Genomic DNA, 7,735 nt, shown 5'->3' on the forward strand with positions numbered 1-7,735 from the left:
AGTCCGAGCTGCCGATCACCTGACCTTTTGCCGATCACACGGACGCGCCCGTCACAGGTCAGGCGCGGAGGGCCTGGTCCAGGTCGGCCCAGAGGTCCTCGACGTCCTCGATGCCCACCGACAGGCGCAGCAGGTCCTCCGGGACGGTGTGCGCCTCGGTGCCCCAGCGGCGGCGGCGCTCCAGCATCGACTCCACTCCGCCGAGCGACGTGGCAGGGAGCCACAGCCGCACGGCGTCGACGACGGTGTCGGCCCGCTCTACCGGCCCGACGCCGGCACGCGGCGCCGGTCGGACGCCGATGATCGCGCCGAAGCCGTTCATCTGCGCCTTCGCGCGCTCGTGCCCCGGGTCGCCGGGCAGCGAGGGGTGCCGCACCTCGGCGACCTCGGGGTGCTCCGCGAGGCGCCGGGCCAGCTCCGCGGCGCTCGCCTGGGCGCGCTCGAAGCGCAGCGCCAGCGTGCGCAGGCCGCGCAGCGCCAGCCACACCTCGAACTGGCCGGCGATCGCGCCGTGCAGCGTGCGGTGCTCACGGAGGGTCGCGGCCAGCGCGGCGTCGCGCGTCACCAGGGCGCCCAGCGTGACGTCGGAGTGGCCGCCCAGGTACTTCGTGACGGAGTGCAGCACGAGGTCGGCGGCGTGCTCCAGCGGCCGCTGGCCCAGCGGCGTCGCGAACGTGTTGTCGACGACGGAGCGCACGCCCCGCGCGCGGGCGGCACCGAGGACCGCCGGGAGGTCCGCGACCTCCAGCATCGGGTTGGTGGGCGACTCCACGAGCAGCAGGTCGGCGCCGTCGAGTGCCGCCACGACGGCGTCCGTGTCCGCGATGTCCACGTAGCGCAGCGTCACGCCGTGCCGCTCCGAGACCTGGCGCGCGAGCACCATGCCGGCCTGGTAGGCGTGCCGCGGCAGCACGAGCGTGCCGCCGTCGGGCACCAGGGAGAAGGCGGCGGCGATCGCCGCCATCCCCGACGAGAACACGAGCGCCTCGCCCGGCTCTCCCCCGCCGCACTCGAGCGCGGCGAGCGCCTCCTCGAACGGGTGCCAGGCGTCGTTGTCGCCGCGCGCGTACGACAGCTCGTCCGGCGTGACGACGCCGCGCGAGACGTACGTCGAGTTCATCGGGATGGACGGGTTGATGTGCCCGCCCTGCGCGCGGGCGGGACGCCCGGCGGAGACGACGACCGTGGCGGGCGAGAGCGCGGGCGGCTCGGGGTGCTCGGGGGTGGTGCTCATGACGGCGAGGATACGACCGCTCGCCCGCGCCGGATCACCATCGACATGAGCGCCGCGCCCGCGCACAGCGCTCCCGCGCCGTACCAGACGGCGTCGTACGAGCCGGTGACGTCGCGGACCAGGCCGCCGGCGAACGCGACGATCCCGGCCCCGACCTGGTGCGAGGCGAGCACCCAGCCGAACACGATCGGCGCGTTCTCGCCGTAGAACTCGCGACACAGGGCGAGGGTGGGCGGCACGGTCGCCACCCAGTCCAGCCCGTAGAACACGATGAAGAACACCATCGGCATCTCGACGTTCGGCGCCATGAGCGACGGCAGGAAGAGCAGGGCGACGCCGCGCAGCGTGTAGTAGACGCCCAGCAGCACCCGCGGGGAGTACCGGTCGGTCAGCCAGCCGGACGCGATGGTGCCGATCACGTCGACGACCCCGATGACGGCGAGCAGGCTTGCGGCCACGGTGATCGGCATGCCGTGGTCGTGCGCTCCGGGCACGAAGTGCGTGCGGACCAGCCCGTTCGTCGTCGCGCCGCAGATCGCGAACGCCCCGGCCAGCAGCCAGAACGGGCCGGTGCGGGCGGCGTCGAACAGCGCGGTGACCGCGCGCTTCGCCGCGCCACGGGTCGGCGCGGGCTTCGGCGCGTACTCGCCGCCGTAAGGCGCCAGCCCCAGGTCCGCGGGGTGGTCGCGCAGCAGGAACAGCACGAGCGGGATCGCGATCAGGGAGGCGATGGCGACCGTGACGGACGCCGGACGCCACCCCTGGTTCTCCACGATCCACGCGAGCAGCGGCAGGAACACGAGCTGGCCCGACGCCGTCGCCGCCGTCAGGATGCCGCTGACCAGGCCGCGCCGGGCCACGAACCAGCGCCCCGTCACGGTGGCGGTGAACGCCAGCGCCATGCTGCCGCTGCCCACGCCGACCAGGAGCCCCCAGCCGAGCACGAACTGCCACGGCTCCGACATCCATACCGTCGACAGCGCGCCGCTGGTGATGACGACCAGCGCGGTGGCCACCACCGGACGCATCCCGAACCGGTCCATGAGCGCGGCCGCGAACGGCGCCGTCAGCCCGTACAGCACGGACTGCAGGCCGACGGCGAAGCCGATGGTCGCGCGCGACCAGCCGAGCTCGGCGTTCAGCGGGTCCACGAACAGCCCGGGCGCCGCCGTGAACGCGGCGGCGCACATCACGGTCACGAAGCTGACCAGGGCTACCCACCAGGCGGGATGGATCCGGGGCGTCCGGGGAATGCGGCCCGACGGCGGGGCCGAGGTGCCCTGGGCGTCGGGCGCCGGCGTGCTGATCTGCGTCATGGCCCCAGCCTGCTGGAACGGCGCGGCATCGGACAGTGACCAGAAGGTCACTGTCCAATAGGATCGGGCCACTGAATCAGGCCACCGTTGCTGCGCTGCAATTAAATCGGCGTGATCACAGCAACAACGCTGTTGCTGTGCTTCAATTAAATGTGCCCGATCGCAGCAACATCACCCGGACCCGCCGTGGTCGCCCAAGCCGCCAGGCAGTGTTCGAGCGACTCGACCAGGCGATGACCGAGCTGAGGGAACAGCTCGGCGGCCTGCCCGCCCCGGCACAAGCTCGCGTGATCTGGGACGACATCTGGGTGCACGAAGCACACAGCTCGACAGCCATCGAAGGCAACACCTTGGTGCTCTCACAAGTCGAGCAGCTCCTGGTCGAAGGCCGAGCCGTCGGCAATAAAGATCTCTCGGAGTACATGGAGGTCAAGGGATACGGCGATGCGGCCAGATGGGTCTATGACCAAGCGGTCGCCCCGGACCACATCGGCGACGGTGCGCTCGTCACGCTCACCGAGGTTCGCTACATCCATGAGCTCGCCATGGGGCCGGTCTGGAGCGTCACGCCCCACCCCGACGCCACGCCGGCCGAAGGCCCGGGCAGTTTCCGACAGCACGACATCCGCGCATTCCCTGAGGGTATGCGGCCCCCTTCGCACGCATTCGTCGATGCAAAGATGCGCGACTGGCTGGAGCAGGTGAACGCGCTCCCGAGCGCACCAGGTCATGCGATGGAAGCCCTGGCCAGCGCACACGTGGCCTTCGAACAAGTCCACCCGTTCCTCGACGGCAACGGCCGAACCGGTCGGCTCCTGACCAACCTCGTTCTCGTTCGCATGGGGTATGCACCTGCAATCATCCAGAAGCGAGAGCGCACGCGATACCTCACGGCACTGCGCCGCGCAGACAAGGGGGCGGTCGGACCGCTCGAAGAGATCTTCGCGCGTGCCGTGCTCGACAACGTGTACCGATTCGTCGTCCCGGCCCTTGCGGACCCGGGGGACCTCGTTCCTCTTGCGGCCCTCGCCACGTCCGAGATCACCCGGCTTGCCTTGGTGAATGCCGCACAACGCGGACGCCTCCGAGCACAGCGCGGGGACGACGGACACTGGAGAAGCACGCGCGATTGGGTTGACGAGTACGTCGCTTCCCGCGGCAGTCGACGCAGCTAAGACCTTGGCTCGATCGAGGGCCATCATTAAGATCGGGCCATGGATCGATCGATCGCCACCCCGCCGGCCCCGCACCGCGTCGCCGTCCTGATCGTCGACGGGTTCATCCCGTTCGAGCTCGGGATCGCGCACCGGATCTTCGGCATCGCGCGCGACGCCGAGCGGCGGCCCCTGTACGAGGTCGTGACCTGCACCGCCGGCGCGCCCGGCCCCGTGCAGTCCGACTCGGACGTGGTCGTGCAGGTGGCGCACGGCCCCGAGGCGCTCGAGACGGCGGACACGGTGGTCGTCCCCGCGTCGCACGAGTACGGGCCGGTGTACGACGAGGGCCGCCTCACCCCGGAGCTCGAGGACGCCTTCCGGCGCATCCGGCCCGGCACCCGGCTCATGTCGATCTGCATCGGCGCGTTCGCGCTCGCCGCCGCCGGGATCCTCGACGGCCGCCCCGCCACCACGCACTGGAGCTCGGCCGAGCACTTCCAGAGCCTGTTTCCCCAGGTCAAGATGGACCCCGGCGTGCTGTACACGGACGACGGCGACGTGCTCACCTCGGCGGGCGTCGCCTCCGGGATCGACCTGTGCCTGCACGTGGTGCGGCGCGACCACGGCGCCGCCGTCGCCCTCGACGTCGCCCGCCGCACCGTGGTGCCGCCGCACCGGGACGGCGGCCAGGCGCAGTACATCGCCCGTCCGCTGCCCGACGCCGACGGTCCCGGCACCGCCGCGACCCGCACCTGGGCGACCGAGCGGCTGGACGAGCACGTGACGCTGGCCGCCATGGCCCGGCACGCCTCGATGTCGGTGCGGACGTTCACCCGCCGGTTCCGCGAGGAGACCGGTGAGAGCCCCGGCCAGTGGCTCCTGAGGCAGCGGGTCGAGCTCGCGCGGACCCTCCTGGAGTCGTCCGACCTGTCGGTCGAGCAGGTGACGCGGCGGTGCGGTTTCGGGACGGCGCAGTCGCTACGTGCCCACGTGCAGGCCACCCTCGGGGTGACCCCCACCGCCTACCGCAGGACGTTCCGCGCCGCGGCGTGAACGCCGACGAGGCAACCCGCCGCGCCGAACCGCAACATGCCCCGGCTGGGCTCGCCGAACCGCAAGGTACGCGTCCGCCGAACCGCACGCTACGCGTAACTCTGAGCGGCCGAACCGCATGTTGCCCGTGACCTGAGCGGCCGACCTGAAGGTTGCGCGTGCTCTGGCCGCCTGAAGGACGCACATGTTGCGGTTCGGCGCCCTCGGAGACGGGTGAGTTGCGGTTCGGCGGCACCCGGGGCCTTTTCTGTCCGTGGGGGATCGTTCGGACTAGCCTCGGAACTATGCGCACGCGACGGAGAACGACCACGTTCATGCAGGCTGGGGCGCTGGTTGCCGCGCTGGTCCTGGCGGGGTGCACCGGCGGGCAGGGCGGCACGAACGAGCCCGGGCCCGGCGAGTCCACGCCCGCGCCGATCGTCTCGGAGCCTGCCGAGCCGACGCCGTCGGACACCACGGCCACTGAGAACCCGGGAACCGGCGACGGCACGCCCGAGCCGGGCGCCACAGCGACCGAGACGGCCGCAGGGCCGCCCTTCGCGGCCAACACCGAGCCCGACACCGCCGAGCCGACGGGCGCGGGCGAGACGTTCCTGTCCGTCACGGACGTCCGCGTCGCCGAGCACGACGGCTACGACCGCGTCGTGTTCGACCTCGACGGCAAGGGCAGCGGCAAGCCGGGCTGGCGCGTCGAGTACGTGGACCAGGCGACCGACGACGGCTCCGGGCAGGCCGTGCAGGTCGACGGCGACGCGATCCTGCGGGTGTCGCTGTCAGGCACGGCCACCCCGACGGACAGCGGCGTCGAGGAGTTCTCGGGCGACCGCATCGAGCCCGCCGACACGGAGTCGGTGAACGAGATCGTGTACCGCTACTGGTTCGAGGGGTACACGACGGCGTTCCTCGGGATCGACGACGGCGAGAAGCCGTTCCGCGTGTTCCTCCTGGAGAACCCGACGCGCGTCGTGGTCGACGTCCAGCACTGACCGGCAGGTTTCGACAAGCTCAACCCGCGCCCAGGTTCAGCCCGCGACCTCCGACTTCTTGGGCCGCGCGAGCAGCGTGGCCGCCAGGTCGGACAGCGGCAGCTTGCCGGCCAGCACGTCGACCACGCCGGTCGTGATCGGCATCTCGACGCCGTGCGCCCGGGCCAGCTCCAGCACCGACTCCGACGACTTCACGCCCTCGGCCGTGCCGCCGGTCGCCTTGATCGCCTCGGCGAGGGTGAGGCCCTCGCCGATGTGCTTGCCGAGCCGGTGGTTGCGCGACAGCGGCGACGCGCACGTCGCCGTCAGGTCGCCCATGCCGGCCAGCCCGGCGAAGGTGGCGACGTCGGCCCCGAGTGCGAGGCCGAGGCGGGTGATCTCCACGAGGCCGCGCGTGATGAGCGCGGACAGCGTGTTCCAGCCGAAGCCCTGGCCCTGGGCCATGCCGGCCGCCAGGGCGATGATGTTCTTCACCGCGCCGCACAGCTCCACGCCGACCACGTCGGTGTTCGTGTAGGGGCGGAAGTACCTGGTCGAGCAGGCATCCGCCACGAGCTGGGCGGTGGCCTCGCTCCGCGACGCGACCACGGTCAGCGTCGGCTGCCGCTCCGCGATCTCGGGCGCCAGATTGGGCCCGGAGACGACGGCGACGCGCTCGTCGGGCAGGCCCAGCACCTCGGCCATGACCTGGCTCATGCGCTTGTCCGTGCCGAGCTCGACCCCCTTCATCAGGGAGACGACGACGGCGTCCGGCTCCACCAGGTCCTTCATGGACTCCAGGGTCGCGCGGGCGACCTGCGACGGCACCGAGACGACCACGATCGACGCGCCCCTGAGCGCGACGGCGGGGTCGGTCGTGCCGCCCATGGCGGGCAGCTGCACGCCCGGAAGGTACTTCTCGTTGCGGTGCGTCCGGTCGACGGCGTCGAGCACCTCGGCGTCGCGGCCCCACAGGGTGACGTCGCACCCGGCGTCGGCCAGGACCATCGCGAACGTGGTGCCCATCGAGCCCGCGCCGAGCACCGCGACCCGGGGCTGTGCCCGCTCCGTCATCTGCTCCGTCGCGGCGCGCTCTGCCTGTTCCATCTCGGCGCGCTCTGCCTGTTCCATCTGGGCGCTCACGGGCGCTCCACCGGCGGGTAGTTGGTCATCTTGACCTCGTAGTCGGGGTGCTTGCGCAGGTCGAACCGCGGCGTGGGGGCCTTCTCGCCGCGGATCTGCTCCAGCTCGGCGGTGATGGCGTCCATGATGCGGGAGGTGGCCTCGCGCAGCGTGACGGTGTCCTGCGGCCGGTCGTACAGGTCGCTCAGGTCCACGGGCGGGCCGGTCTGGATCGTCACCTTCTTGCGCGGGAACGGCTTCAGCACCCGGCTGTACCGGCCCAGGATGTCGGTGACCCCCCACTGGGCGACCGGGAGCACCGGCAGGCGCGTGGTCAGGGCGATCCGGGCGACGCCGGTCTTGCCCTCCATCGGCCAGTAGTCGGGGTCCCGCGTCAGGGTGCCCTCGGGCAGGATCGCCACACAGGCGCCGTCGCCGAGCTGGTTCGCGGCGTCCCGCAGCGACTCGGTCGCCTTGGCCGACTCCCGGTCCACCGGGATCATCTTGGTGCCCCGCAGGGCCCACCCCGTCAGCGGGGAGGTGAACAGGCCGCGCTTGGCCAGGATGCGCGGCTCCCGGCCGTTGTCGAAGAGGTAGTGCGCCAGCGTCAGCGCGTCGAGCTCGGTGACGTGGTTGGCCGCGGCGATGAACCCGCCCTTGGCCGGGAAGTTCTCCCCACCCTTCCACTCGTACCTGCACAGCGAGAACATGAGGTTCCGCACGATGAACGCGACGAAGCGATACATGCGTGACTCAGGACGTGGGATGGACACGGTCGGCAAGAATACTCGGCCCCGAGCGCAGTAGTTCCGCGAGTGGCCGTGAAGGGTCTGTCGAAGTAGAGCGCTTGTCCGAGTCTCCCCGGGGCTACCCCGGGAGACTCGGACA

Annotated in this window: 7 protein-coding genes; 3 read left to right on the forward strand and 4 right to left on the reverse strand. The window is 71.5% G+C overall.

Annotated features, from left to right (window positions below; translation table 11 throughout):
- Positions 1 to 58 precede the first annotated feature (58 nt).
- Positions 59 to 1,234: a trans-sulfuration enzyme family protein gene (locus ACFT2C_RS28695; protein WP_377210517.1), complete on the reverse strand. Its 1,176-nt coding sequence runs from the start codon at positions 1,232 to 1,234 to the stop codon at positions 59 to 61.
- Positions 1,231 to 2,550, reverse strand: coding sequence for an MFS transporter (locus tag ACFT2C_RS28700; RefSeq protein ID WP_377210518.1), 1,320 nt, complete (start codon positions 2,548 to 2,550; stop codon positions 1,231 to 1,233). Before ACFT2C_RS28700 ends, ACFT2C_RS28695 begins: the two co-directional genes overlap by 4 nt.
- A 35-nt stretch (positions 2,551 to 2,585) precedes the next feature.
- On the opposite strand from ACFT2C_RS28700, the gene ACFT2C_RS28705 reads away from it, so the two are divergent.
- The 3 genes from ACFT2C_RS28705 to ACFT2C_RS28715 all read left to right on the forward strand — a co-directional run bounded on the left by ACFT2C_RS28705 (position 2,586) and on the right by ACFT2C_RS28715 (position 5,746).
- The gene (locus ACFT2C_RS28705) at positions 2,586 to 3,725 is read left to right on the forward strand and encodes a Fic family protein (protein WP_377210519.1); all 1,140 of its coding nucleotides are present in this window, start codon (positions 2,586 to 2,588) and stop codon (positions 3,723 to 3,725) included.
- Between the two features lie 39 nt (positions 3,726 to 3,764).
- Positions 3,765 to 4,760 carry a GlxA family transcriptional regulator gene (locus ACFT2C_RS28710; RefSeq protein ID WP_377210520.1) on the forward strand — a complete coding sequence of 332 codons (996 nt, stop codon included), beginning with the start codon at positions 3,765 to 3,767 and terminating at the stop codon, positions 4,758 to 4,760.
- A 284-nt stretch (positions 4,761 to 5,044) separates the two neighbouring features.
- Positions 5,045 to 5,746, forward strand: coding sequence for a hypothetical protein (locus ACFT2C_RS28715; protein ID WP_377210521.1), 702 nt, complete (start codon positions 5,045 to 5,047; stop codon positions 5,744 to 5,746).
- 36 nt (positions 5,747 to 5,782) lie between these two features.
- Here the strand turns inward: ACFT2C_RS28715 and ACFT2C_RS28720 are convergent, their stop codons facing one another.
- Together ACFT2C_RS28720 and ACFT2C_RS28725 are read right to left on the reverse strand one after the other, a co-directional pair.
- The gene (locus ACFT2C_RS28720; protein ID WP_377210523.1) at positions 5,783 to 6,799 is read right to left on the reverse strand and encodes an NAD(P)H-dependent glycerol-3-phosphate dehydrogenase; all 1,017 of its coding nucleotides are present in this window, start codon (positions 6,797 to 6,799) and stop codon (positions 5,783 to 5,785) included.
- Positions 6,800 to 6,864: 65 nt separating this feature from the next.
- Positions 6,865 to 7,593 carry a lysophospholipid acyltransferase family protein gene (locus ACFT2C_RS28725; protein ID WP_377210522.1) on the reverse strand — a complete coding sequence of 243 codons (729 nt, stop codon included), beginning with the start codon at positions 7,591 to 7,593 and terminating at the stop codon, positions 6,865 to 6,867.
- Positions 7,594 to 7,735: the final 142 nt, after the last annotated feature.

It is taken from the genome of Promicromonospora sp. NPDC057138 (assembly GCF_042670845.1).
Classification (GTDB): Bacteria; Actinomycetota; Actinomycetes; order Actinomycetales; family Cellulomonadaceae; genus Promicromonospora.